This is a genomic window from Roseateles saccharophilus (assembly GCF_004342485.1).
Lineage (GTDB): Bacteria > Pseudomonadota > Gammaproteobacteria > Burkholderiales > Burkholderiaceae_C > Pelomonas > Pelomonas saccharophila.
Window position 1 is genome coordinate 31,930 of record NZ_SMBU01000029.1, and the last position, 23,985, is coordinate 55,914.

At 64.9% G+C, this 23,985-nt stretch carries 14 protein-coding genes; 12 read left to right on the forward strand and 2 right to left on the reverse strand.

The window, feature by feature from the left end:
- Window positions 1-40: 40 nt before the first annotated feature.
- Window positions 41-2,419: a penicillin-binding protein 1A gene (locus EV671_RS19725; protein WP_132574922.1), complete on the reverse strand. Its 2,379-nt coding sequence runs from the start codon at window positions 2,417-2,419 to the stop codon at window positions 41-43.
- A 292-nt stretch (window positions 2,420-2,711) separates the two neighbouring features.
- On the opposite strand from EV671_RS19725, the gene EV671_RS19730 reads away from it, so the two are divergent.
- The 12 genes from EV671_RS19730 to EV671_RS19785 all read left to right on the forward strand — a co-directional run bounded on the left by EV671_RS19730 (window position 2,712) and on the right by EV671_RS19785 (window position 20,055).
- On the forward strand, window positions 2,712-3,791 hold the full coding sequence (locus EV671_RS19730; protein WP_132574924.1) for a pilus assembly protein PilM: 1,080 nt from the start codon (window positions 2,712-2,714) through the stop codon (window positions 3,789-3,791).
- A complete protein-coding gene (locus tag EV671_RS19735; RefSeq protein WP_132574926.1) occupies window positions 3,788-4,399 on the forward strand; it encodes a PilN domain-containing protein in 612 nt (203 codons plus the stop codon). Before EV671_RS19730 ends, EV671_RS19735 begins: the two co-directional genes overlap by 4 nt.
- 6 nt (window positions 4,400-4,405) lie before the next feature.
- Window positions 4,406-5,092, forward strand: coding sequence for a type IV pilus inner membrane component PilO (locus EV671_RS19740; protein WP_132574928.1), 687 nt, complete (start codon window positions 4,406-4,408; stop codon window positions 5,090-5,092).
- A complete protein-coding gene (locus tag EV671_RS19745; RefSeq protein WP_132574930.1) occupies window positions 5,089-5,610 on the forward strand; it encodes a pilus assembly protein PilP in 522 nt (173 codons plus the stop codon). The genes EV671_RS19740 and EV671_RS19745 overlap by 4 nt, the downstream gene beginning before the upstream one ends.
- Window positions 5,607-7,781 carry a type IV pilus secretin PilQ gene (locus tag EV671_RS19750; protein ID WP_132574932.1) on the forward strand — a complete coding sequence of 725 codons (2,175 nt, stop codon included), beginning with the start codon at window positions 5,607-5,609 and terminating at the stop codon, window positions 7,779-7,781. Before EV671_RS19745 ends, EV671_RS19750 begins: the two co-directional genes overlap by 4 nt.
- A 62-nt stretch (window positions 7,782-7,843) precedes the next feature.
- Entirely contained in the window at window positions 7,844-9,976 is a 2,133-nt protein-coding gene (locus EV671_RS19755; protein WP_132574934.1) for a hypothetical protein, read from the forward strand.
- Entirely contained in the window at window positions 9,942-10,535 is a 594-nt protein-coding gene (locus EV671_RS19760) for a shikimate kinase (protein WP_132574936.1), read from the forward strand. Before EV671_RS19755 ends, EV671_RS19760 begins: the two co-directional genes overlap by 35 nt.
- A gap of 61 nt (window positions 10,536-10,596) precedes the next feature.
- Window positions 10,597-11,691 (forward strand): 3-dehydroquinate synthase, encoded by a 1,095-nt coding sequence (gene aroB / locus EV671_RS19765; protein WP_132574938.1) that lies wholly within the window; start codon window positions 10,597-10,599, stop codon window positions 11,689-11,691.
- Window positions 11,691-12,827: a deoxyguanosinetriphosphate triphosphohydrolase gene (locus EV671_RS19770; protein ID WP_132574940.1), complete on the forward strand. Its 1,137-nt coding sequence runs from the start codon at window positions 11,691-11,693 to the stop codon at window positions 12,825-12,827. Before aroB ends, EV671_RS19770 begins: the two co-directional genes overlap by 1 nt.
- A gap of 66 nt (window positions 12,828-12,893) precedes the next feature.
- The gene (locus EV671_RS19775; protein ID WP_132574942.1) at window positions 12,894-13,613 is read left to right on the forward strand and encodes an REP-associated tyrosine transposase; all 720 of its coding nucleotides are present in this window, start codon (window positions 12,894-12,896) and stop codon (window positions 13,611-13,613) included.
- 135 nt (window positions 13,614-13,748) lie between these two features.
- Window positions 13,749-18,506: a glutamate synthase-related protein gene (locus tag EV671_RS19780; RefSeq protein WP_132574944.1), complete on the forward strand. Its 4,758-nt coding sequence runs from the start codon at window positions 13,749-13,751 to the stop codon at window positions 18,504-18,506.
- A gap of 73 nt (window positions 18,507-18,579) precedes the next feature.
- Window positions 18,580-20,055, forward strand: coding sequence for a glutamate synthase subunit beta (locus tag EV671_RS19785; RefSeq protein WP_132574946.1), 1,476 nt, complete (start codon window positions 18,580-18,582; stop codon window positions 20,053-20,055).
- An 83-nt stretch (window positions 20,056-20,138) separates the two neighbouring features.
- Here the strand turns inward: EV671_RS19785 and EV671_RS19790 are convergent, their stop codons facing one another.
- The gene (locus EV671_RS19790) at window positions 20,139-23,984 is read right to left on the reverse strand and encodes a pilus assembly protein (protein ID WP_132574948.1); all 3,846 of its coding nucleotides are present in this window, start codon (window positions 23,982-23,984) and stop codon (window positions 20,139-20,141) included.
- Window position 23,985 lies beyond the last annotated feature (1 nt).

The following is a 23,985-nucleotide window of genomic DNA, read 5'->3' on the forward strand; positions in this document are numbered from 1 at the left end:
GGCCTTGGCACGGCGAAGCCGGTAGGGGGTGGGCCGGCCCCTAGCGTTTGAAGAGGTCGAGGATCGACTTCTTCTCCTCGTCCGTGGCTGCGCCCGGCACGTTCGGCTCGTTGGACAGCTCGCGCACGCCGCTCGTGCCCGAGTACTCCTCGTAGAACCATTCGCCGTTTACGTTGACGACGCCCTCGGGAGGCGCCACTTCGTCGACGGCCTTGTTCTTCAGCGCGTACTGCATGTACTCGATCCAGACAGGCAGGCTCAGGCCGCCGCCGGTCTCCCGGTCGCCGAGCTTGCGCGGCTGGTCGTAGCCGATCCAGACGACGGCCGCGAGTTCCTTCTGGTAGCCGGCGAACCAGGCGTCCATAGAGTCGTTGGTCGTGCCGGTCTTGCCGTAAATGTCGGGGCGCTTCAGAGTGGCCTGGGCGCGCGCCGCCGTGCCGCTGCGTGTGACCTCCTGCAGCAGGCTGCTCATCATGAAGGCGTTGCGCGGTTCGATGGCGCGGGCGTTGTCGGTCAGCGTCGTCGGCAGGGCTTCGTAGAGCAGCTTGCCCTTGTTGTCGGTGATCTTCGCGATGAGCTGCGGGTTCACGCGGTAGCCGCCGTTGGCGAACACCGAATAGGCCTGGGCCATCTGCATCGGCGTCACCGAGCCGGCACCCAGCGCCATCGTCAGGTAGGCGGGGTGCTTCTCGGCCTCGAAGCCGAAGCGCGTGATCCAGTCCTGCGCATAACGCACGCCGATGGAGTGCAGGATGCGGATGGACACCATGTTCTTGGACTTGGCCAGCGCGGTGCGCAGCGGCATCGGGCCTTCGAACTTGCCGTCGTAGTTCTTGGGTTCCCAGGGTTGGCTGCCGGTCACGCCGGCGTCGAAGAACAGTGGCGCGTCATTCACGACGGTGGCAGGCGTGAAGCCCTTCTCCAGTGCCGCCGAGTAGATGAAGGGCTTGAAGCTGGAGCCGGGCTGGCGCCAGGCCTGGGTCACGTGGTTGAACTTGTTCTTGTTGTAGTCGAAGCCGCCGACCATCGCGTGCACCTGGCCGTTGCGCGGGTCCAGGGATACGAAGGCGCCCTCGACCTCGGGCAACTGGGTGATGGTCCACTCGTTGCCGTCCTTCTGCTTGGCGCCCTTGACGACGCGGATGACGGCGCCCCGGCGGATGCGGGTCTTGGGGTTGCCCTTGTCCGACAGGCCCGAGGTCGCGGGCTTGAGGCCGTCGCCGGTGATGGTGATGCCCTCGCCGCTTTGCAGCACGGCGGTGACCTTCTTCGGGTCGGCCTCGAGCACGACGGCGGCCAGCAGCTCGTCGTTGGCCGGGTGGTCGCCCAGGGCCTCGGCGATGCGGGTGTCCAGTTCCTTGGCGTCACCGGGCAGGTCGGCGTAGGCCTCGGGGCCGCGGTAGACCTGACGCTTCTCGTAGTCGAGGATGCCGCGGCGCAGTGCGCGATAGGCGGTGTTCTGCTCGGCGCTGTTCAGCGTCAGGTAGACGTTGAGGCCGCGCGAATAGGCCTCGTCGCCGTACTGGTTGAAGATCAGCTGGCGCGCCGCCTCGGCGACGAACTCGGCGTGCGAGACGGACTCGTTCACCGGCCGGATGCGCAGCTTCTCGGCCTTGGCCTCGTCGCGCTGCTCCTCGGTGATGTAGCCGGTCTCGTACATCCGCTCGATGATGTATTGCTGGCGGATGGCGGCGCGCTTGGGGTTGTTGATCGGGTTGTAGGCCGACGGCGCCTTGGGCAGACCGGCCAGCATCGCGGCCTCGGCCACGCTGATCTTGTCCAGCGGCTTGCCGAAATAGACCTCGCTGGCCGCCGCGAAGCCGTGCGCGCGGTGGCCCAGGAAGATCTGGTTCATGTAGATCTCGAGGATCTTCTCCTTGGGCAGGGCCGCCTCGATCTTCAGCGCCAGCAGGATCTCGTAGATCTTGCGCGTGAAGGTCTTCTCCGTGGACAGGTAGAAGTTGCGCGCCACCTGCATCGTGATGGTCGACGCGCCCTGGCTGCGCGACTCGCCCACATTGGCCAGGCCGGCCCGGATCACGCCCAGGTAGTCGACGCCCCCGTGCTGGTAGAAGCGCGCGTCCTCGATGGCCAGCACCGCCTCCTGCATGACCTTGGGGATCTGCTGGATCGGTAGATAGCTGCGGCGCTCCTCGCCGAACTCGCCCAGCAGCACGCCGTCGCTGGACAGCACCCGCATGGGCAGCTTGGGGCGGTAGTCGGTCAGCCCGCTGATGTCCGGCAGGTTGGGGTAGGCCAGCGCAAGTGCCAGCCCCAGCAGCAGGGCCACGGCAGCCGCGCCGCCGGCCAGCAGCCCCAGGCCCCACAGTGCCAAGCGGGCCAGGTGCTTGCCAGTGGTGGAGGGGGGCTTGCCGGCGGTGGCTGCGGTGGAGGGGCTGGGCGCAGCGGATCGGGGCATGTCGTTCATGTGCCGGCAGGGCGCGCCGTTGGGCGCGTGGGGAAGAGGCGGCGGATTATAGGAAGCGCCATCGTCGGGCCGTCTATACGAAGAAGGGTGTCAAACGGTGTGTCATACGACCGCTTCCTATGTGTTTTTCAGGAGCTTGCAAGCTGGTTGATTCGTGTATGTTTAGCAACGTGGCGTTACCAGCTCGCGCCGGATTTCCGTTCGGCGTCAACGGCTTTGCTGCTAGCATTCAAGTAACTTATTAATAGTCCGATACGTTGCTCGCGTGTCGGGGACAAAGGGCATGGGAATACTTGACGCACTTTTGGGTCGCAAGCACCCTCCCCTGATTGGCCTGGATATCAGTTCCTCCAGTGTCAAGCTGGTGGAACTGAGCCAGACCAACGGCGGCGAATTCGTCCTGGAGCGCTTTGCCAGCGAGCCCTTCGAGAAGGGTTGGATCGCCGACGGCCAGATCGAGAAATTCGACGAAGTGGCCGATGCCGTGCGCCGCGTCGTCGCGCGCAGCGGCTGCAAGACCCGCGATGCGGCCCTGGCCATGCCCCAGTCGGCCGTCATCACGAAGAAGATCATGCTGCCGGCGGGCCTGCGCGAGGAGGAGCTCGAACTGCAGGTCGAGGCCGAGGCCAATCAATACATCCCGTTCTCGCTGGACGAGGTCAGCCTGGATTTCTGCGTCATCGGCCCGAGTCCGACATCGGTGGGCGACGTCGAGGTGCTGATCGCCGCGTCGCGCAAGGACCGCGTGCAGGACCGCCAGGGCCTGGCGGAGGCGGCCGGCCTGCGCCCCGTCGTGCTGGACATTGAGTCGCACGCCTCCCGCATGGCCATGGGCCGGCTCGTCGCGGCCCTGCCCAACGAGGGCAAGGACGCGCTGGTTGCGCTGTTCGAGATCGGTGCCGACACCACCAGCCTCAAGGTGCTGCGCGATGAGGAACTGCTCTACGACCGCGACCAGTCCTTCGGCGGCTCGCAGCTGACCAGCCTGATCTCGCGCCAGTACGGCTTCTCCTTCGAGGAAGCGGAGCAGAAGAAGCTGGCCGGCGATCTTCCCGAAGACTACGACGCCAGCGTGCTGAACCCCTTCGTCGACAGCCTGTCCCAGGAGATCGGCCGGGCGCTGCAGTATTTCTTCACCAGCACGCCCCATCACAAGGTGCATTACGTGATGCTGGCCGGTGGTACGGCCACGCTGCCGGGGCTGAAGGAGCGCGTGACCGACCTGACCGGCTTCGCCTGCATGGTGGTCAATCCCTTCGAGAACATGGCCCTGGGCGCCGCAGTGCGGGAGTCCAAGCTGCGGCGCGAGGCGCCGTCCTATCTGACGGCCTGCGGCCTCGCGATGCGGAGGTTCTTCCAGTGATCCTGATCAACCTGCTGCCTTACCGCGAAGAGCGGCGTAAGCGGCGTAAGACAGCCTTTTTCGCCGGCCTCGGGCTGGCTGGCCTGGTCGGTGCCGGTTTTGTCGTCGCGGCCTATCTGTTGCTGGAATTCCTGACGCAGGAGCAGCAGGCGCGCAACCAGTACATCCAGAGCGCGGTCGCGCAACTGGAGGCACAGATCAAGGACATCGCCAACCTGAAGGCCGAGATCGAGTCGCTGAAGTCGCGCCAGAAGGCGGTGGAGGACTTGCAGACGGACCGCAACACGCCGGTGCAGTTGCTCAACGACCTGGCCCGGCTCGCGCCGGAAGGCATTTACCTGACGGCCATCCGCCAGGACAACAAGCTTGTCACGGTCAGCGGCCTCGCGCAGACGAACGAGCGTGTGTCCGAGTTCCTGCGCAACGTGTCGCGCAACTCCGAATGGCTGGAGAAGCCGGATCTCATCGAGGTCAAGCTCGCCACCGTCAGCACCAACACGCGGGACCAGCGCCGTCTGCTGGATTTCTCGATGAAGGTTTCGATCAAGGTGCCGCCGACCGAGGCGACGCCAGGCATGCCGGCAGCTTCCGGCCCGAAGAAGACCTGATCGACCATGGCCATCACCACGCCCAAGATCAACCTGAACGCCTGGTTCGCGGAAGTCGCCAGCCAGTTCCAGGGGCTGAACCCCAAGGAACCGGGCCAGTGGCCTCTTGCCCCCAAGCTCGCGGCCTCGCTGGCCGTCATGGCCGCCGTTGCCGCCGCCGGCTATGTGTTTGTGCTGTCCGATGTGCAGGCGGGCCTGGATGCCGAGGTGGCCCGCGAACCCCAGTTGCGACAGGACTACAAGAGCAAGCTGGCCCAGGCCGTCAACCTTCCCGAGCTGCGCAAGCAGAAGAGCCAGGTCGAGGAATACGTGACCCAGCTCGAGAAGCAGCTGCCGGGCAAGGCCGAGATCGATTCGCTGCTGTCCGACATCAGCAGTGCTGGTGTCGGGCGTGGCCTGCAGTTCGAGCTGTTCCGTCCGGGCCAGGTGCTTGTCAAGGACTACTATGCCGAGCTGCCGATCGCGGTCAAGGTGTCGGGCCGTTATCACGACATCGGCGCCTTCGCAGCGGACGTGGCCAACCTGTCGCGCATCGTGACGCTGCACAACCTCGTCGTCGTGGCACCCGCAAGTCGTGATTCGACAGGTTCGCTCAGCATGGAGGCCACCGCGCGCACCTATCGCTATCTCGATGCGTCGGAAGTCGCCGAGCAGAGGAAGGCCAATGCCAAGGCGGCTGGAGGCAAGAAATGAGGCGCCTGCTGATTCCCCTCACGGTGCTGATGCTGGTCGGCTGCGGCAGCGACATCGAGGAGCTGCGCCAGTGGATGGACCAGCAGCGCAAGGAAGCGAAACCCAGCGTCACGCCTCTTCTGCCGCCCAAGAAGTTCCTGCCTCAGCCCTATGAGGCGGGTGCGGGCGTCGACCCTTTCAGCGCGCAGAAGCTCAGCGTGGCGATCAAGCAGGAAGCGGCGCAGCCGAACTCGCTGCTGACTGCCGAGATCAACCGCCGCAAGGAACCGCTAGAGGCCTATCCGCTGGACAACATGAGCATGGTCGGCAGCCTCACGCGCGACAAGCAGCGCTACGCGCTGCTGCGCGTCGACAGCCTGCTCTATCAGGTCAAGGCCGGGGACTATCTCGGCCAGAACTTCGGCCGCATCACCAAGATCAGCGAGACCGATATCACGTTGCGAGAAGTCGTCCAGGACGCTGCGGGCGAGTGGATCGAGCGTACCAGTACCCTCCAGTTACAGGAGAAGGGACGATGAAGACATTGCAGGAGAACAAGTCGATGGGTCGTGGCTGGTTGCTGGGATTCACCCTCGCTCTGTTGGGCGCGCCTGCGGCCTGGGCCGCCCCCCAGATCCAGGCGATCAACATGAGCCAGCAGGCGGGCGTGGACGTCGTCCGGATCGAGTTGAGCGAGCCGCTCGCGGCCGTGCCTACGGGGTTCACGATCCAGTCGCCACCGCGCGTCGCGATCGATCTTCCGGGCGTCGGCAATGCGATGGGACACAACGCGATCGAGCTCAACCAGGGCAATCTGCGCTCGGCCAACGTCGCCCAGGCCGGGGATCGTGCGCGTGTCGTGCTCAACCTGCGTCAGGCCTCGAACTACCAGGCCAGGCTGGACGGCAACGCGCTGGTGATTTCGCTGGGCTCCGGTGGGGCACAGCAAGCGCAGCAGGCGCCCGGCGAGCCGGTGCATTTCGCCCAGAGCCTGAACGCCGCACCCCAGGCATTGCGCGATATCGACTTCCGTCGTGGCGCAGAGGGCACGGGCCGCGTCATCGTCAACCTGCCGAGCAACCAGGTCGGGGTCGATATCCAGCAGCAGGGCCAGAGCCTGGTCGTGGAATTCCTGCGTTCCAGCCTGCCCGAGAATCTGCGCCGCAAGATCGACGTGACGGACTTCGGCACGCCGGTGCAGATGATCACGACGACCCAGACCGGCGACCGCGTGCGCATGGTCGTCGAGCCCAAGGGCAACTGGGAGCACAGCGCCTACCAGAGCGACAACCAGTTCGTCTTGGAGGTTCGGCCGCAGAAGGTCGACCCCAACAAGCTGACGCAGGGGCCAGGCTTCGCGGGCGACAAGCTGTCGCTGAACTTCCAGAACATCGAAGTCCGCGCGCTGCTGCAGGTCATTGCCGACTTCACCAACTTCAACGTCGTCACCAGCGACACCGTGACCGGCAGTGTCACGCTGCGCCTGAAGGACGTGCCATGGGACCAAGCCCTGGACATCATCATGCAGGCCAAGGGCCTGGGCCTGAGAAAGTCCGGCAATGTGCTGTGGATCGCGCCCAAGGACGAGTTGGCCGCCAAGGAGAAGCTGGACCTCGAATCCAAGGCGGCGATTGCTCAGCTCGAGCCTGTACGCAGCCAGGCCTTCCAGCTGAATTACGTCAAGGCTGAAGAGATCGCCAAGAGCCTGAATGGCCAGGCTACTGGCACCAGTGCTTCATCAAGCTCCAGTTCCAGTTCCGGCACGAAGATACTGTCTGCGCGTGGCAGCGTGTTCTTCGAACCTCGCACCAACCAGCTCTTCGTGTCGGACATCCCGAGCAAGCTCGAGGAGATCCAGGCCATGATCGCCAAGATCGACGTGCCGGTGCGCCAGGTGCTGATCGAGGCGCGCATCGTCGAGGCCAATGACAAGTTCGGCCGCTCTCTAGGCGTCAAGCTCGGAGCCAACGATCTGCGCGGCCAGCAGGGAGGCATCCCTGGCTACAGCGTCGGCGGTGGCAACTATGTGACCATCGGCGGCAACTACAACGGCGTCGGCTCGCAGACCAACCAGGGCGTGACGGCCAACTACAACAATACGCAGTTCATCAACCTGCCCGCCAACGTGTCTTCCGACAGTTTCAGTGGTGGCACGGCGGCTCAGATTGCACTTTCGTTGTTCAGTGCAACGGCCAACCGCTTCCTGAACCTGGAATTGTCTGCGCTCGAATCCGACGGCAAGGGCAAGGTCGTGTCGAGTCCGCGCATCATCACGGCGGACCAGGTCAAGGCCGTCATCGAGCAGGGCGAGGAACTGCCCTACCAGGTCGCCACCGCCAGTGGCGCGACTTCCATCGCCTTCCGCAAGGCCAACCTCAAGCTCGAGGTCACGCCGCAGATCACGCCGGAGGGCAGCGTCATCCTGAACGTCGACGTCAACAAGGACAGTCGCGGCACGCTGACGCCCCAGGGCTATGCCATCAACACCAAGCATGCGCAGACCCAGGTGCTGGTCGAGAACGGCGGCACAGTCGTCATCGGTGGCATCTATACCCAGGACGAGGGTGAGACGGTGAACAAGGTGCCGCTGCTCGGGGACGTGCCGCTGCTGGGCAACTTGTTCAAGAACAAGGTCCGCACGTCCAGCAAGACCGAATTGCTGATCTTCCTGACGCCCAAGGTCGTCAGCGAGCGTACCGCGGTGCGTTGAGAGCAATCTTTAAATTGACGTGTGCCGGTGCCCACGGTTGGCGACGCACGGGAGCGATGGAAATGACGAAGTTTGATGTTTGGAGCTGGCGCACCGGGCGTGTGCTTTTGGCGGGCGCGTTCGCACTTGCCCTCGCCGCCTGCGGTGGTGGTGGCGGTAGTGCGGGCACGCCGACGATCGGGCCGGGCAGTGGTGCGTCCAGCCCATCGAGTGCCGCCAGCGCTGTTGCGGCCGATCTGGTTGTCGTGCTGAACAAGGCGACGATGACCAACTCCGGTACCGATTCGATCACCGCCACGGTGACGTCCATTGACTCCAACCGGGCGGCAGTCGGTGGTGTCCCGGTCAATTTCAGCGTCGACTCCAACGCAGTGGTGACGCCGAGTGGAACCGCCACCGATACCAGCTCCGGCACCTTGACCGCGAAGATCACTCAAGGTTCGGACACTACGGTGCGGCAGGTGAACCTGACCGTGAAATCGGGAGCGGTTTCGCGAGTGGTGGCCTTCAACGTTGTTCAGACCTCGTCGTCGACGAATCCCCAGGCGAGTGATCTCAACCTGGCGCTGAGTGCCACGAGCATCGATGACTCCGGCAGCAAGACCGTTGTCGCGACCGCGACGGCCGTGGATGCGAATCGCAACGCCTTGTCCGGCATCCCTGTGCAGCTGGCGGTGTCCGACAGCAGTGCTTCCATCGTCGTGCCCTCGACTCAGACCAATGCAGGCGGCCAGGTGAGCGGCACCGTCAGCATCGGCCAGGATCGAACCAACCGCACGATCACGGTGACCGCAACCAGCGGCACCCTCGTCCGCACGGCGGCCTTCCAGGTCACCGGTGCGAAATTCACGCGGGCAACCCCATTGCCCGCGGTCGTTTCGACAGGAGCGGCGGCTACCGTTGCCTACACGCTGTCGGACACCAACAGCAACCCGCTTGCGGGCGTGCCCATCAGCGTCTCCGGCGCCGGGATCAGCGGCCAGTCAGGCAAGACCGATCTGAACGGTGGCTATATCTTCAGTTACACGGCGCCAAATACACCGGGCGCGAGTCTCGCGATCACCGCCCAGGCGGGAGGGGCTGACCCCTCCGTCGTGACTGTGACCATCCCGGGCGGAACGACGACATTGCCGGCCGCAACGACGCCGGTTTCCACGACGCTGAACCTCTCCTCGAACGTGGTGTCGGTGAACAGCGGCCAAAGTAACAACCAGGTGGCCATCAACGCGTTTTTCCGGGATGGCAGCAACGCGCCTATCCCCAATGTGCGCGTGCTGTTCGGCGTGAACGGCGACAACCAGACCGGCACGATCGGCTCCGGGAACACCACGGTGCTGTCGGACGCTTCCGGTACGGCATCGGGCACCTACGCGCCGGGTTCCGTCAGCAGCCCCACCAACGGTGTCGCGATACTCGCCTGCTGGAAGACGACCGATTTCGCCTCCGGGGACAAGGCTTCCAACTGTGCTGCAGCGGGTGGCCAGTTGCTGACGACGAATCTGACCATCGTCTCCAACCCGGTCTCGATCTCCATCGGCACGGATAACACCATCTCGTTAGGTGCTTCGTCGCTGACCTATGTGAAGAAATACGTGGTTCTCGTCGTGGACTCTGCCGGCAATCCCAAGGCCGGTGTCCAGGTCACCCCGTCCGTGGATCTGGGCGGTTTTGGCAAGGGCTACTGGAAGTACAACCTTGCCACTCAGGTCTGGGAACGGTCGCCCGACTTCGGTGCGCTTGGCTTGTTGGCCGCCACCTGTCCCAACGAGGACTTGAATCGAAATGGCGTCATCGACGCGGGTGAAGACGTCAACGGTAATCAGCAGCTTGATCCTCGCAAGTCCGATGTGTCGGTGACATTGGTCGGGTCAACCACGACCGATGCCAACGGCGTCGCGGTGCTTCAACTCGAGTACCCGCAGAACATGGCAAGCTGGGTCAAGTACAAGATCACGGTGACGGCTGCAGGCGTGTTGAGCCCACCCGCGTATTTCCCTCAGGGACAGCCGGTGAGCCTGCCGTCGCAGTCGCTGGCTACGCTGCTGGGCAGCGGCGTGTCGGCGCCGGTCGAGAATTATCTGTATACCTACGACTGGTTGCCGGTCCGCGCTTCCGACCTTGGCTCGGCCACGGTACCGCCGGCGTTTGTACACAGCCCGTATGGCGTCGCAGCCGACTGCACCAGCACCAGGTAATGTGATTGCCCTGGTCGGCATGCCGGGTGGTGGCAAGTCCACCGTCGGCCGACAACTGGCACGCCAGATCGGCGTGCCTTTTGTCGATTCGGACCATGAGATCGAGCAGCGCGTCGGCGGTAGCGTCCGGCAGTTCTTCGAGCGGCACGGTGAGGAAGCCTTCCGCGACGTCGAGTCCGAGGTCATCGCCGAGTTGCTGAAACGACCGGGCGACTGCGTGCTCGCCACGGGCGGCGGCGCGGTGCTGAGGGAGCGCAACCGCGAGTTGCTGCATGCCGGTGCGACCGTGCTCTATCTGCGCTCGACGCCCGAGGATCTGTTCCGGCGCTTGCGGCATGACTCGACCCGGCCGCTGCTGCAGGTGGCAGACCCGCTGGCTAGGCTGCGCGAGCTGCATCACCAGCGCGACCCGCTCTACCGGCGCTGCGCCCACTATGTGCTCGAGAGCGCCAGGCCCTCGGTGCATGCCCTGGTCAACATGGCGCTGATGCAGCTCGAATTGGCCGGGCTGCTGGATCCGACGCGGGTTGCGGCGACCGTCGGTGCCGAGCCAGTCTGACACTGCCCGGTCGATGGCAGCTTGACGGCAGACGAAGGGGGCGGCTCTTACACTTGGCCGCATGGCCGCTACCGACACCGTCCGCATCCTCCTGCCCGATAACCGCAACTACGAGATCCGCATCGGCTCAGGACTGCTGGACGCGGCATCGAGTTGGCAGGGGCTGCCCAAGGCGGGGGCGGCGGTCATCGTCAGCAACGAGACCGTTGCGCCCCTGTACGCCGAGCGCCTGAAGAGCCAGCTGCGCGCGGTCTACCCGCGTGTGGATCTAGTCGTCCTGCCCGACGGCGAGCAGCACAAGGACTGGGCCAGCCTGAACCGGATCTGCGATCACCTGCTTGGCGAGGCGCTGGACCGCCGGACCGTGCTGTTTGCGCTCGGTGGCGGCGTCATCGGCGACATGACGGGGTTCGCCGCGGCCATCTACATGCGCGGCGTGCCTTTCGTGCAGGTGCCGACGACGCTGCTGGCCCAGGTGGATTCCTCCGTCGGCGGCAAGACCGCGATCAATCATCCGTTGGGCAAGAACATGCTCGGCGCCTTCTACCAGCCCGAGCGGGTCATCGCCGACCTCGACAGCCTGGACAGCCTGCCGGACCGTGAGCTGCGGGCTGGCCTCGCCGAAATCATCAAGTACGGGCCCATCGCCGATGCCGGCTTCCTGTGCTGGATCGAGGACAACCTCGATGCCCTGCTTGCCCGTGACAAAGCGGTGCTGGGCTATGCCGTACGGCGCAGTTGCGAGATCAAGGCCGATGTCGTTGGCCAGGATGAGCGCGAGCAGGGCTTGAGGGCGATCCTGAACTTCGGTCACACCATCGGCCACGCCATCGAGGCCGGCCTGGGTTATGGCGCCTGGCTGCACGGCGAGGCGGTGGCTTGCGGCATGGTGCTGGCGGCCGACCTTTCGCAGCGCAAGGGCCTGATGCCGACCGCATTTGTCGGGCGGCTGCGCGCACTGATCGAGCGCGCCGGCCTGCCGGTGCGCCCGCCCAAGCTCGGCGCAGAGCGCTATCTGCAGTTGATGCGCGTCGACAAGAAGGCCGAGGCGGGTGCGATCCGTTTCGTCCTCATCGAGGAGCTTGGACGTGCGGGGCTGCATGCGGTGCCGGACGCCCTGATCGCCGAGACGCTGGCTGCGTACGGAGCGGCCTGATGCGCGGCACGCGCCTGGCATGCGCCGCCGACCCGGCGCGCAGCCGTGGTCGCCGTCTGCCCGAGCCGGCGGCACCGACACGCAGCGTGTTTCAGCGCGACCGCGACCGCATCATCCACAGCACGGCCTTTCGCCGCCTGGTCTACAAGACCCAGGTCTTCCTGAATCATGAGGGCGATCTGTTTCGGACCCGCCTGACGCATTCGCTCGAGGTGGCACAGCTGGGACGCTCCATTGCACGCAGCCTGCGCCTGGAAGAAGACCTGGTCGAGGCTGTGGCACTGGCCCACGACCTGGGCCACACGCCCTTTGGCCATGCGGGCCAGGACGTGCTGGACGACTGCATGCGGGCGCATGGGGGCTTCGAGCACAACCTGCAGTCGCTGCGCGTTGTTGACAGGCTCGAGCAGCGTTACCCGGATTTCGACGGACTCAACCTCTGCTTCGAGACGCGCGAGGGCATCCTCAAGCATTGCTCGCGGCGCCATGCCGAATTGATCGAGGCGGGCGAGCCGGGCGGCATCGCGACGCGCTTCCTGCACGGCGGTCAGCCCAGCCTGGAGGCGCAGCTCTGCAATCTCGCCGATGAGGTGGCCTACAACGCGCATGACGTCGATGACGGCGTGCGCTCGGGCCTCATCGCGCTGGAACAGCTGCTGGAGGTCGAACTGGTGCGTGAGCATTGGCGGTCGGCGCTGGACGCTCACCCGACGCTAACTGGCAAGCGCCTGTTGTTCGAGACCATCCGTCGGATGTTGTCGGCCCAGGTCTACGACATCATCGATGCCACGGCGGTGGGGCTGGCGCAGGCCTCGCCCGCCGACGTCGACGCGGTGCGCCTCTGCGAAAAGCCATTGGTCCGCTTCAGCCCGGCTATGCGTGAGGCGAGCACTGCCTTGAAGCGTTTTCTTTTCGCCAACCTCTACCGCCATCCCCAGGTCCGGTCCACCCGGGCCAGGGCCGAGGAGGTGTTGCGCGATCTTTTCAACGCCTACACAGCGGATGTGACGCAACTGCCGCCGGACTTCGCCGAGCGCCCGGACCGCGAACGCGCCTGTGCGGACTACATCGCCGGCATGACGGACCGGTTTGCCATCCGCGAGCATCAAAGGTTGACGGGCAAGAGCTTGTTCTAAAAATGGGGTCGGAGTCGATTATGCTAGGAGCTTCGCTCCAGGCGCATCGTCGTCAAGGATCTCTTCATGGCACGCCTCCCACGCCTGATCCTGGCCGGCCAGCCGCATCACGTCATCCTCCGCGGCAATAACCGTCAGGCCATCTTCTTCAGTGACCTCGACCGGCAACAACTGCTGGCCACACTGGCGGAGGTCGCGGCGCAATACCGAATCGCCATCCACGCCTATGTGCTGATGGACAACCATCTGCATCTGCTGCTTACGCCGTCAGCCGCGGACGACCTCAGCCGCATGATGCAGTCCCTCGGGCGGCGCTATGTCGGCTGGTTCAATGCCCGCCACAAGCGCAGCGGCACGCTCTGGGAGGGGCGCTTCAGGGCAGGGTTGATCGAAGGAGAGCGCCATCTGCTGGCCTGCATGCGCTACATCGAGCTGAATCCGGTGCGCGCGGGGCTATGCGCGGAAGCTGCGCAGTGGCCCTGGTCGAGCGCGGCACATCACCTCGGTCTGACCCGCGGCGCACTGGTCACGGAGCACGAGATGTATTGGTCGTTGGGCAATACACCCTTCGAGCGCGAGCATGCCTATCGTGAATTTCTCGCGAACGGAGTGTCCCTGTCGGAGCTGGCGGACTTCACCGACGCTGCGCTGCGCGGGCGGCCAGTCGCCAGTGAAGCATTCCTGAAGCCGCTGGCAGCCGACCATGAGGCCGTGATCGTCAGGCGGCCCCGAGGCCGGCCGCGCAAATCTCCGTTGACGACCGCTCAGCGGGACGCATCTGTTTAGTCATGACTATGGCACCATTTATTTTTAACAACAACGAATGAAAATTATTAATTGACTCCGACCCCATTTTAATCAAGTTGCCGCATTTGTTGCGCTGCAGTACGCTCCCGCCCTGTTGTGTTCCAGGAGGGCGCCATGAGCCACGCCGCGCAGATTCAGTCCGAGATCCAAGACCTCAGCCAACACGGGCTCTACCGGCCGACGAATGAGAAGGACGCCTGCGGCCTGGGCTTCGTCGCCCATATCAAGGGCCAGAAGGCGCACAACATCGTCCAGCAAGGCCTGAAGATCCTCGAGAACTTGGACCATCGCGGCGCGGTGGGCGCCGACAAGCTGATGGGTGACGGCGCGGGCATCCTGATCCAGATCCCGGACGAGTACTACCGCGAGGAGATGGCCAGGCAGGGCATCAACCTGCCGCCGCCCGGTGAGTACGGCGTCGGCATGATCTTCCTGCCCAAGGAGCATGCCTCCCGCCTGGCCTGCGAGCAGGAACTGGCCCGTGCGATCAAGGCCGAGGGCCAGGTCTTGCTGGGCTGGCGCGACGTGCCGGTGGACCGCGACATGCCGATGTCGCCGACGGTGCGCGAGAAGGAGCCGGTGATCCGCCAGATCTTCATCGGCCGCGGCCCGGACATCATCGTGCCCGATGCGCTGGAGCGGAAGCTCTACGTCATCCGCAAGACGGCCTCCAGCGCCATCCAGGCGCTCAAGCTCACGCACAGCCGCGAGTACTACGTGCCGTCGATGAGCTGCCGCACGGTCATCTACAAGGGCCTGCTGCTGGCCGACCAGGTCGGCAAGTACTACCTGGACCTGGCCGACCCGCGCGTCGTCTCGGCCATCGCCCTGGTCCACCAGCGCTTCTCGACCAACACCTTCCCCGAGTGGCCGCTGGCCCATCCCTACCGCATGGTCTGCCACAACGGCGAGATCAACACGGTCAAGGGCAACTTCAACTGGATGCGCGCCCGCGAAGGCGTCATGAAGTCCCCCGTGCTGGGCGACGACCTGAAGAAGCTCTACCCGATCAGCTTCGAGCACCAGTCCGACACGGCCACTTTCGACAATGCCATCGAGCTGCTGACGATGGCCGGCTACCCGCTGGCCCACGCGGCCATGATGATGATCCCCGAGGCCTGGGAGCAGCACGAAGGCATGGACGAGCGCCGCCGCGCCTTCTATGAATACCACGCCGCGATGATGGAGCCCTGGGACGGCCCCGCCGCCATGGCTTTCACCGATGGCCGCCAGGTCTGCGCGGCTCTGGACCGCAACGGCCTGCGTCCGGCCCGCTACTGCATCACCGACGACGACCTCGTCGTCATGGCCTCGGAAAGTGGCGTGCTGCCCATCCCCGAGGCCAAGATCGTCAAGAAGTGGCGCCTGCAGCCCGGCAAGATGTTCCTCATCGACCTGGAGCAGGGGCGCATCGTCGATGACGAGGAACTGAAGAATCAGTTCGCCAACGCACGTCCCTACCGCCAGTGGATCGAGAACGTCCGCGTCAAGCTCGACGACATCGAAGTGCCCGACGCGGTCCGTCCCGGCTTCGCGACCACGCTGCTGGACCGCCAGCAGGCCTTCGGCACGACGCAGGAGGACATCAAGTTCCTGCTCGCCCCCATGGCCGCCAACGGCGAGGAGGGCATCGGCTCGATGGGCAACGACTCGCCGCTGGCGGTGCTGTCGAGCAAGAACAAACCGCTCTACAACTACTTCAAGCAGCTCTTCGCCCAGGTCACGAACCCGCCGATCGACCCGATCCGCGAAAACATCGTGATGTCGCTGAACAGCTTCATCGGCCCCAAGCCCAATCTGCTGGACATCAACGCCATCAACCCGCCGATGCGGCTGGAGGTCAGCCAGCCCATCCTGGACTTCGACGACATGGCGCGCCTGCGTGGCATCGAGGCACCCACGAACGGCAAGTTCAAGCCCAGCGAGCTCGACATCACCTACCCGCGCGACTGGGGCCGCGCCGGCGTGGAAGCCCAACTGGCCTCGCTGTGCGCCTCGGCCGTGGACGCCATCAAGACCGGCCACAACATCCTCATCATCACGGACCGCCACCTCGGCGCCGACCGCATCGCCATCCCCGCGCTGCTGGCCCTGTCGGCCGTCCATCACCACCTGGTGCGTGAAGGCCTGCGCACGACGGCCGGCCTGGTCGTCGAGACCGGCACCGCGCGCGAAGTGCACCACTTCGCCGTGCTCGCCGGCTACGGCGCCGAAGCCGTCCACCCCTATCTGGCGCTTGAAACGCTGGAGGCGATGCACGACGAGCTGCCTGCCAAGCTGAGCGCTGAAGCGGCCCGCTACAACTACATCAAGGCCGTGGGCAAGGGCCTGTCCAAGATCATGTCCAAGATGGGCATCTCGACCTATATGTCCTACTGCGGCGCGCAGATCTTCGAGGCCATCGGCCTGAAGGCGGACTTCGTCGAGAAGTACTTCCGCGGCACGGCCACCCAGGTCGGTGGCATCGGCGTGTTCGAAGTGGCTGAAGAAGCCATCCGCATGCACGAGGCCGCCTTCGGCGACGACCCGCTGCTGGAGAGCATGCTGGACGCCGGTGGCGAGTACGCCTGGCGCAGCCGCGGCGAAGAGCATATGTGGACGCCCGACGCCATCGCCAAGCTGCAGCACGCGGCGCGTTCGGGAAAGTTCGAGACCTACAAGGACTACGCCCAGCTCATCAACGACCAGAGCAAGCGCCACATGACGCTGCGCGGCCTGTTCGAGTTCAAGTTCGACCCGAGCAAGGCCGTGCCGCTGGAAGAGGTCGAGCCGGCGGCCGAAATCGTCAAGCGCTTCGCCACCGGCGCCATGTCGCTGGGCTCCATCTCGACCGAGGCCCATGCCACGCTGGCCGTCGCGATGAACCGCATCGGCGGCAAGAGCAACACGGGCGAGGGCGGCGAAGATCCGGCCCGCTACCGCAACGAGCTCAAGGGCATCAAGATCGTCGGCGGCAGCAAGGTCGGCGACGTGCTGGGCCACAAGATCATGGAGGCCGACTACGAGCTGAAGGACGGCGACAGCCTGCGCTCCAAGATCAAGCAGGTGGCCTCGGGCCGCTTCGGCGTGACGACCGAATATCTGGTCAGCGCCGACCAGATCCAGATCAAGATGGCCCAGGGCGCCAAGCCCGGCGAGGGCGGCCAGCTGCCCGGCGGCAAGGTCAGCGAGTACATCGGCTTCCTGCGCCACTCGGTGCCGGGCGTGGGCCTCATCAGCCCGCCGCCCCACCACGACATCTACTCCATCGAAGACCTGGCCCAGCTCATCCACGACCTGAAGAACGTCAACCCCAAGGCCGACGTGTCGGTCAAGTTGGTGTCGGAAGTCGGCGTGGGCACGGTGGCCACCGGCGTTGCCAAGTGCAAGGCCGATCACATCGTCATCGCCGGCCACGATGGCGGCACCGGCGCCTCGCCCTGGTCGTCCATCAAGCACTGCGGTACGCCGTGGGAACTGGGCCTCGCCGAGGCGCAGCAGACCCTGGTGCTGAACCGCCTGCGCGGCCGTGTGCGCGTGCAGGCCGACGGCCAGATGAAGACCGGTCGCGACGTCGTCATCGGCGCACTGCTGGGCGCCGATGAGTTCGGCTTCGCCACCGCTCCGCTGGTGGCCGAGGGCTGCATCATGATGCGCAAATGCCACCTGAACACCTGTCCGGTGGGCGTGGCCACGCAGGACCCGGTGCTGCGCAAGAAGTTCACCGGCCGCCCCGAGCATGTCGTCAACTACTTCTTCTTCGTCGCCGAGGAAGCGCGCCAGATCATGGCCCAGCTCGGCGTGCGCAAGTTCGACGAACTGATCGGTCGCAGTGACTGGCTGGACACCAGGAAGGCCATCTCGCACTGGAAGGCCAAGGGCCTGGACTTCGCCCGCATCTTCCATCGCCCCAGCGTCCCCGCCGAGGTCTCGCGCATCCACAACGATGTGCAGGACCATGGCCTGGAGCGTGCGCTCGACGTCAAGCTCATCGAGAAGTGCCAGCCCGCCTTCGTGAGTGGCGAGAAGGTGCAGTTCATGCAGGAGGTGACGAACGTGCGCCGCTCGGTCGGTGCGCGCCTGTCCGGCGAGCTGATCCGCCAGCGGCCCGAAGGCCTGCCCGACCACACCATCTTCATCCAGATGGAAGGCACGGGTGGCCAGAGCTTCGGCGCCTTCCTGGCCCAGGGCATCAGCTTCTACCTGATCGGTGACGCCAACGATTACACCGGCAAGGGCCTGTCCGGCGGCCGCGTCGTTGTGCGCCCCAGCATCGACTTCCGTGGTGACGCGACGAAGAACATCATCGTCGGCAACACCGCCCTCTACGGCGCGACGCGCGGCGAGGCCTTCTTCCGCGGCGTGGCCGGCGAGCGTTTCGCGGTGCGCCTGTCGGGCGCGACGGCCGTCGTCGAAGGCACGGGCGACCATGGCTGCGAGTACATGACCGGCGGCACCGTCGCCGTGCTTGGCAAGACCGGCCGCAACTTCGCGGCCGGCATGAGCGGCGGCATCGCCTACGTCTATGACGAGGACGGCCACTTCGCCAAGCGCTGCAACACCGCCATGGTCGCGCTCGAGAAGCTGCTGCCGGCGCATGAGCAGGAGGCTGGTGTCGACAAGGCCATCTGGCACCGCACCAAGGGCGTCGATGGCACGGATCGCGAACAGCAGACCGACGAGGCCATCCTGAAGAAGCTGCTGGAAGACCACCACCGCTGGACCGGCAGCCAGCGCGCCCGCGACATCCTCGACCACTGGGCCGAGTCGCGCGCCAAGTTCGTCAAGGTCTTCCCGAACGAATACCGCCGCGCCCTGGGTGAGATCAACGCCGCCAAGGAAGCCGCCACCACCATCGCGCAGGCCAGGTCGCCAGCAGCAGCCAAGGTCTGAAGTCGAAGTATTTGTGGGACAGACCGATCGAGCGAAGCGAGTCGCTCTGTCCTCAACTGATTAAGGAAAAAACATGGGCAAGGTCACCGGCTTCATGGAGTACGAGCGTCTGGAAGAGGGCTACGAGCCCGTCACCGCTCGCGTCAAGAACTACAAGGAATTCGTCATCGGCCTGAACGTCGAGCAGGCCAAGCAGCAGGGCGCGCGCTGCATGGACTGCGGCACGCCCTTCTGCAACAACGGCTGCCCGGTGAACAACGTCATCCCGGACTTCAACGACCTGGTCTACAAAGGCCGGCCCGAGGATTGGAAGAACGCTATTCACGTGCTGCACAGCACCAACAACTTCCCCGAGTTCACCGGCCGCATCTGCCCCGCGCCCTGCGAGGCGGCCTGCACGCTGAACGTCAACGATGACGCGGTGGGCATCAAGTCCATCGAGCACGCCATCATCGACCGCGCCTGGGCCGAGGGCTGGGTCGCTGCCCAGCCGGCCAAGGGCAAGACGGGCAAGAAGGTCGCCGTCGTCGGCGCCGGCCCGGCCGGCCTGGCCGCAGCCCAGCAACTGGCCCGCGTGGGCCATAGCGTCACCGTGTTCGAGAAGAACGACCGCGTCGGCGGCCTGCTGCGCTACGGCATCCCGGACTTCAAGATGGAGAAGTCCCACATCGACCGCCGCGTCGAGCAGATGAAGGCCGAGGGCGTCGAGTTCCGCACCAGCGTGATGGTCGCTGCTCTGCCTGAAGGTTCCAAGGTCACCAACTGGGCCAAGGAAAGCATCAGCGCCGATGAGCTGAAGGCGCAGTTCGACGCCATCGTGCTGACCGGCGGCGCCGAGCAATCCCGCGACCTGCCCGTGCCCGGCCGGGAGCTGTCCGGCGTGCACTTCGCGATGGAGTTCCTGCCCCAGCAGAACAAGGTCAACGCCGGCGACAAGCTCAAGGGCCAGATCACTGCGGCCGGCAAGCACGTCATCGTCATCGGCGGCGGCGACACCGGCAGCGACTGCGTCGGCACCAGCAACCGCCACGGCGCCAAGAGCGTGACCCAGTTCGAGCTGCTGCCCCAGCCGCCCGAGGTCGAGGACCGCCCGCTGACCTGGCCCTACTGGCCGATCAAGCTGCGTACCTCGTCCAGCCACGAGGAGGGCTGCGAGCGCGAGTTCGCCATCGCCACCAAGGAATTCATCGGCGAGAAGGGCAAGCTCACCGGCGTGAAGACCGTGCGCCTGCAATGGCAGGGCGGCAAGATGACCGAGGTCGAAGGCAGCGAGCAGATCCTGAAGGCCGACATCGCCTTCCTGGCCATGGGCTTCGTGTCGCCGGTCGCGACCATCCTGGAGGCCTTCGGTGTCGACAAGGATGCGCGCGGCAACGGCAAGGCGTCGACCGAAGGCTCGGGAGCCTACAAGACCAATGTCGACAAGGTCTTTGCTGCCGGCGACATGCGCCGCGGCCAGAGCCTGGTGGTCTGGGCCATCCGCGAAGGCCGCCAGGCGGCGCGGGCGGTGGACGAGTACCTGATGGGGGCGACGACGCTGCCGCGTTGAAGCGCCGTTGCTAGTAAATGACTGACGGGTCGTGCCTTGAAGGGCACGACCCGTCGTTCTTTGGATCGCCGTACGGGCTGTCGTCAGTTGACGATGATCTCGCGCACGTTCAGGCGTTTGATGCCGATCCCGGGCGACTGCTTCAACTGCGGATTCAGCATCCCGCCCGTGCTCGTACCTCCCACCAGGCTGAGCTTGCCAACACCGTTGACGTTGCGGCTGATGAAGCGCAGGTCGGTGATGATGCCGGTGAAGTTGCTGGCGTAGCAGTTGCTGTCGGTGGTGTTGAGGGCGCAGTAGCCAGAGCCGAGATCCAGCACATAGACCCGACTCTGGCCGTCAGGCGAGCAGGCATCCGTCGAGGTTGGCGATGTGGCTGCGAAGGCCACAGTGCCGTAGAAGGACGTGGAGTCGGTCAGTACGCGCCAGCCCGAACCGCCGGCGGACACACCAAGGTCGACATACCAGCCCAGCTGGCTACGCAGGTCCAGCAAGGTCTGTGTCGTGAGTGAAGTTCGCGCGGCCAACTGCGCAACGGTGATCGGAAATGTCACTCCCGTCGGCAAGCTGGATGTCGTGCCGCTGATGCTGCCATCCTGGCTGAACGCAGCATTGGTGCCGTCCAGGATCGCGAAGAATCGCTGAGATTGGGTGCTGCTGATGTCGCTCTGGTCCAGCATGCGTCCGGAACCGATGGTCACAAAGCGCAGATTGGTGCGTGGTTGAACCACCGGCAGCGGCTTGGTGGTGATGGGCACAGCGCTGCCGTCCGACGCGGTCAGCATGGCAAAACGGATCGGGGTCGGGTAGCTGCTGCCGCTGCCGCCGGTCACGTCCAGGCGCCAGATGCTGCCCAGCAGGTCGCCGCCGTAGATGGCGTCCGCATAACCGTCGGCGCCGTTCAGTACGAAGGCGTTGATGTGGGCCATACCGCTCTGGTTGGTGCTGGAGCAGGCCGGCGAGCAGGGCGCGGCGACCTTCTCGAGCAGAGCGCCATTGCGTGGGTTGATGAAGAAGAAGTAGGCCTTGCCATCGGCGTTGTTGTAGCCCGAACCGGCGATCACGACCCAGCCGTATTTCCGGGTCTTGGTCACGATAGGCTGGCCATAGGTGAAGCCCAGTGCGCTGTCCGAGAACTCCCACAGCACCTTCTGTGCGGCGGTGCCTTCGCTTGTCACGCTGGCGGGGTTGGTGACGTCGATCGCGTACAGCGCCTTGCCGCCTTTGCCTAGGCCGCCGATCAACAGCGTTCGCCAGTCGGCCGTGCCCGTACCACCGGAGGTGCGGCCGAAATCGACGTCCGCCATTGTCGGTGTGGCGTCTGCCAGGTAGTGGTGGACGAAATTGGGATTGCCTAGCGAGGCTAGGCCGTCAACGCTGGGGTAGCCAGTCGGGCCGCTGATGACGGCATTGGGCACGTAGGCCCAGAGCTCCTTGCCCGGAGAACTGCCGGACAGCGTGGTGCTGGTGAGGCTGCCATCGATGGCGTGCAGCAAGCCATCGTTCGCCGCCGCGTAGACCATGGGTGCACGGTTGGCATAGGTCGACTTGAAGGTGTCGTAGCCGGGGTTGAATGCGCTCGAGTACGGGAATGCCGGCGAACCCACTGGAACGGTCTTGGCATTGACGATGTCGCCCAGCAGGTTGGTGCGGTCGCGATAGGCGTGGGTCGAGCCGCTAGCTGTCGAAGACACCTCGTTGCTGCGATCGCCGCGGATGTAGTTGAGGAGGGTCGCCGCGGTGTTTCCGCTGCCGTATGTGGGTGTCAGCGCAGTGACCTGGCTGGTGGCCAGCGAGGCCGTGCGGAAGGCAATGCCCGCATTGGTGCTCGGGTTGTAGGTCACGATGTTGCGGCCGGTATCCCAGCCGGTGCCAGAGGCCTGGCTCATCAGCGTCGTGCCGAAGTTCCACTGAGCCGTCGAGGTCGGGGCACCCGAGTTGGCGTCGAAGCTGGTCTGCGACGCGATTACGTCGCCGACCCAGTATTTCGAATCGTACTTGGCCGCATAGGTGGACACTCCCAACGTGGAAACCTGTGGCTGCGAGGTCGAGAAGGACGTCGAATAGGCGGCCAGCTTGGTGGCGATGCTGGAGAAGGCCTTGGCGAGGCCACTGACCATCAGGCTAGCCTGCCCCGCCGTGTAGAAGTTGTCGGGTCGGGGGCTGCCGTCCGGCATCACGTCGGTCGTGGTGGACCACCAGGATTTCGTCGCGGCGTTGTTGGCGAACTGAGACGCCGTGGCCGTGGCTGGCGTGAAGCTGGCCGGCGGGTTGAAGCCACCGTATTTCGCCGTCAGATAGAACTGGTTATTGGGCTTGAACACCTGGTACTCCATCACGTCCAGCCAGTAGGTCTGGATGTTCTGGATGCCTGGCAGGTCGGGGCGGATGTCGTTGGTGTTGGCCCAGTAGGCCAGACCGGCCATCAGCGCGCCATTGTTGTTGCAGCAGGCAGGGGTGTTGATGCCTTGCAATGTGCCGAGCGAACTGCCCATGCCCTGTAGAACGCCGACCTTGTTGGTCCAGTCGACCGCATTCATGGTGGTGTCGTTGGCGACTTCGATTGGCTTGGCCGGTTCGGAGGCGCCAGTAGCGCCAGGCAGATTGCGGTCGGCGTGCGTGTTCACGTCGCCGATGCCGAGGATGAAGTTGCGTTGGCAGGAGTACTGGATGGGATCGTCCCAGGACGTGATCACCGGGAAATTGTCGACATAGGTGGTCTTCTGTGCCGTCGTGGCGCTCGACATCGAAGTCCAGGCGCTCACGTTACCGAGGTTGCGGAAGTAGCGCTGTACGGCGTAGTACATCTCGCTGACGTTGTCGTAGGTCTTGTAGGTGTGCGTGCTACCCAACTCGCCGAAGTTGTTGAGGTAACCCGTCACGCCGCTGTTGCTAACCGTCACACCCGTGGCGGTAGTCGTGGCGGCGGCGTCGACGGGATCCGGGTTGGCGATGAAGATGCCGGTGGCGGGATCCCATTCGGCCTTCGGGTTCGTCACGGGCGAACTGCCTGGTACAGGCATGGTGGGGCCGATGAATTTCTGCCGCGCGCGCATTACGCCGCCGTCGCGCTGCAAGTTGCTGTCGTTCAGGTAGCCGAACGCGCTGAAGCGGATCCTGTCTGAATACTGCTGCATCAGCCCGGTGGGCTTGTAGGAGTTGCCGCCGTAGAGGGCGCAGTTGCTTTCGAGCCCGCCCGCAGCCGGGCTGGGGTCGCAGACCTTGACGCGGATGAACATCTCGTAGAGCGTGCCGTTGCTGTAGGCCGCGCCCGGGTTGTAAGGCGTTGCCGTATTGGTGTAGTTCGGGCTCGGCACGCCGCTTGTCGACGTCATGAAGCGCATCTTGTTGCCCAGGGACCAGATGCGCGTGGCGATACCGGCGGCCGTGCCGAAAGGAGTTGCTCCCGAGACGGCGGTCGAGCCCGAAACCGAGCTGTCAGGGAAGTTGCTGGTGCTGCCCTGGTTGGAGCCCCAGGCCTTTTCGAGCACGGTGAGGCTGGTCGTGTCGGTGACGCGATATCCTCCCGTCAAGGCCCAGCGGAAGGGGTCGATGGTTTGCATCGAGGCCCAGTTCAGGTAGTTGCCGCTCCATTTGCCGCTGCAGGTCCGGTTGGTGGCAGCGCCGGCGGGGTAAAAGTAGTTGTCGATGCCGGTGCCGTCGGTGTAGCGGTAGACATAGCACTTGTTCGGATCGAAGTAGCCGATGTAGGTGTTGGCGGACGAATACGTCCGGTTGGAGTGGGCCACGCTGATGGCCGTTGGGTATTCGACCGACAGCGCGAGTGCCACGTTGCCGGGCACGGACACGCTGGTGAACACGGGTTGGTCGGAGAGCCGAACCTGTGCGTGCGTTGCGCGGGCGGCGATCAGTGTGCCAGCGGCGATCACCATCGCCTGAAGAAGTAGGAGCCGGGAGTCGCGTTTCATG

Excerpts from the sequence above, each read along its gene's own strand:
- EV671_RS19725 (WP_132574922.1), bottom strand. The coding sequence starts at position 2,419 with ATGCCCCGATCCGCTGCGCCCAGCCCCTCCACCGCAGCCACCGCCGGC.
- EV671_RS19730 (WP_132574924.1), top strand. The coding sequence starts at position 2,712 with ATGGGAATACTTGACGCACTTTTGGGTCGCAAGCACCCTCCCCTGATT.
- EV671_RS19740 (WP_132574928.1), top strand. The coding sequence starts at position 4,406 with ATGGCCATCACCACGCCCAAGATCAACCTGAACGCCTGGTTCGCGGAA.
- EV671_RS19745 (WP_132574930.1), top strand. The coding sequence starts at position 5,089 with ATGAGGCGCCTGCTGATTCCCCTCACGGTGCTGATGCTGGTCGGCTGC.
- EV671_RS19750 (WP_132574932.1), top strand. The coding sequence starts at position 5,607 with ATGAAGACATTGCAGGAGAACAAGTCGATGGGTCGTGGCTGGTTGCTG.
- EV671_RS19755 (WP_132574934.1), top strand. The coding sequence starts at position 7,844 with ATGACGAAGTTTGATGTTTGGAGCTGGCGCACCGGGCGTGTGCTTTTG.
- EV671_RS19760 (WP_132574936.1), top strand. The coding sequence starts at position 9,942 with ATGGCGTCGCAGCCGACTGCACCAGCACCAGGTAATGTGATTGCCCTG.
- aroB (WP_132574938.1), top strand. The coding sequence starts at position 10,597 with ATGGCCGCTACCGACACCGTCCGCATCCTCCTGCCCGATAACCGCAAC.
- EV671_RS19770 (WP_132574940.1), top strand. The coding sequence starts at position 11,691 with ATGCGCGGCACGCGCCTGGCATGCGCCGCCGACCCGGCGCGCAGCCGT.
- EV671_RS19775 (WP_132574942.1), top strand. The coding sequence starts at position 12,894 with ATGGCACGCCTCCCACGCCTGATCCTGGCCGGCCAGCCGCATCACGTC.
- EV671_RS19780 (WP_132574944.1), top strand. The coding sequence starts at position 13,749 with ATGAGCCACGCCGCGCAGATTCAGTCCGAGATCCAAGACCTCAGCCAA.
- EV671_RS19785 (WP_132574946.1), top strand. The coding sequence starts at position 18,580 with ATGGGCAAGGTCACCGGCTTCATGGAGTACGAGCGTCTGGAAGAGGGC.
- EV671_RS19790 (WP_132574948.1), bottom strand. The coding sequence starts at position 23,984 with ATGAAACGCGACTCCCGGCTCCTACTTCTTCAGGCGATGGTGATCGCC.